Annotated in this window: 2 protein-coding genes; both read right to left on the bottom strand. The window is 56.1% G+C overall.

The features are described from left to right. Window positions 1–123 precede the first annotated feature (123 nt). Window positions 124–471, bottom strand: a complete 348-nt coding sequence (locus tag M3B90_RS09570) for a hypothetical protein (protein ID WP_259890155.1) — start codon at window positions 469–471, stop codon at window positions 124–126. Window positions 472–578: 107 nt separating this feature from the next. Beyond that, a complete protein-coding gene (locus M3B90_RS09565) occupies window positions 579–1,343 on the bottom strand; it encodes a hypothetical protein (RefSeq protein WP_259890154.1) in 765 nt (254 codons plus the stop codon). Window positions 1,344–1,947 lie beyond the last annotated feature (604 nt).

Raw genomic sequence — 1,947 nt, 5'->3', positions numbered from 1 at the left:
CGACCCACCACTTCACCCCAAATAAACAAAACCGGCACCCCAGAACAAAACAACTGGGATGCCGGTCCGTCCAGCTTGTCGCGACTCATGACAGCCTTGCCGATGCTAATGGTCGATAGAGTCTTATGGCCCAAGGGCCCATCGCCATCGCGGAGCCCCAATTTGCCTGAGCGCCTCAGCGATCTCGTTCGGGCCTGCCTCAGCCACAGCAGGGTTCTCCGGTTGGAGGCTCATGGCCTTCTCCATCCACGTCCACGCGAGCTTCTGATCCTTCTCATAGAGGTCATAGAAGGCCGAGGTCGTGAGCGTGGAGAACTGCGTGTGGCCCTCGCGACCCTCTGCGAGGTCGAGCATCGGGCGCGCGAAGACGCGCAAGGAGAACTCTTCAGCCTTCTTCGTGACGTCCTCATCCTCACCAGTGACCGAGGGGCCGCAGGCTGTGAGGGTGATGAGCGCCGTCAGGGGAAGCATCGTGAGCAGGGGTACGTCGTTTCATTAGTGGTGTCCTTTTGTGAGAGAGAAAACCCCTCCTCGGGCTTTGGGGCTGAGGAGGGGTTTGTGGTTGGGTTTAATTGGGGTCAGTTACCGGGGACGCAGCCGCGCATACCACGGCAAGGTCCATCGGGACCGTGGTAAGTGTTCTCAGGAGGGGGAGTGTAACCCCAGTTCCCGTCGGGTTGCATATACATTTTCCTACGAGGTTTCTCTTCGCCGCCCTGCTTTTCTTTCTTTTCTTCCTTTACGGGTGCGGTGTTTTTATGGCCTTCCTTGCGCTTCTTGGGCGATTGAGACTTTGGAGTTGAATCCTTGCGCGTTGATGCCTTCGAAGACTTCTTCACCCCAGATTTGCTCGTCTTGGTAGAAGTGCTCTTCTGAGACTCAGACGTGCTGTGAGTCATCGAAGATTGGCGCTCTGACTTCGAGACCCTCTTCTCCGGCTTCGACTCACTCTTCTTCGAGACCTTCTTTTCAGGCTTCGACTCGCTCTTCTTCGAGACCTTCGCTTTCTTAGAAGATTGAACCTTGGCCTCAGGCTTCTCCTCGGGGTTTTTACTCTCAGTCTTCACTGGAGTGTCGCCCTCAGGCTTTTCCACTCGAGTTCCAGCCCTCTTAGCCGCAGCCCTCGCTTCCGCAAGAGCGTCCTTCATAGGCCGAGGAAGCTCCGTAGCCTTTGCAGGTTTCGGCGCCTCAGTCTTCTGGGCTTCAGGCGTGGGCTTTTCCGTCTTCACCGTCTTCACAGCAGAGCTCGTCTCAGTAGAAGAGGTATCGGAGCCGCAACCAGCGGCGGTGAACATGAGGACACAGGCAAGGAGCGCCCCTGCCAGCTTGTGGGCAGCTTTCACTTCATTCGTCCTTTTACTTGGGGGATTGTCCGGGTGAAAGAGAGAGGGAGTTCAAAAACAAAGAAACGATCGAGGCCTAGACATTCGAGACCAGGTCAACGCTGCACGCCACCATCCCGGTCGCCTAGCCTCAACAGCAGCCAAACTCCACAGAACAGATCACGTAAAGGCGCTCTTCCTCTCAGCATGGTCAATGAGGGCCCTCAGAGTCCGAGTTGAGTTAAGCGCCGCCGCGCATCAGACATGATCGTAGATCCGGTCCAGGAACAAAGAGCCATCTTTGGGCCCGCCCACGCAAATCGTTATAACAATGCAACAAAACCGAGGCTGGCGCACGACGCGCACTACACCCAGCCCAATTCGAAGGTAAGCACAGTCATAGGAGCTCGGAAGACAACTCCTCTGCCCAAGCCCCCGTCGCCACATAACGGGGACGACACCTCAACCTCAGCAGCGATGACGAGGACGACGAAATCCACCGTTTCGAGAAAACAGACCGTCCTTCTGTGCGTCCTTTTCTGCGTAGTTTCGCAAAATGACCTGAAATCTCACCGTCTCTTAGACGATTAAATCCCAGGTCATTGAGGGTTTTGCGCGCCCGCGA

The organism is Dermabacter sp. p3-SID358, from assembly GCF_025147465.1.
GTDB lineage: Bacteria > Actinomycetota > Actinomycetes > Actinomycetales > Dermabacteraceae > Dermabacter.
The sequence above is the reverse complement of the archived record's forward strand: the minus strand, read 5'-3'. Positions and strand labels throughout refer to the sequence as shown.

Bases quoted from the DNA above. Each gene is read 5' to 3' on its own strand.
- M3B90_RS09570 (WP_259890155.1), bottom strand. From the start codon at position 471: ATGCTTCCCCTGACGGCGCTCATCACCCTCACAGCCTGCGGCCCCTCG.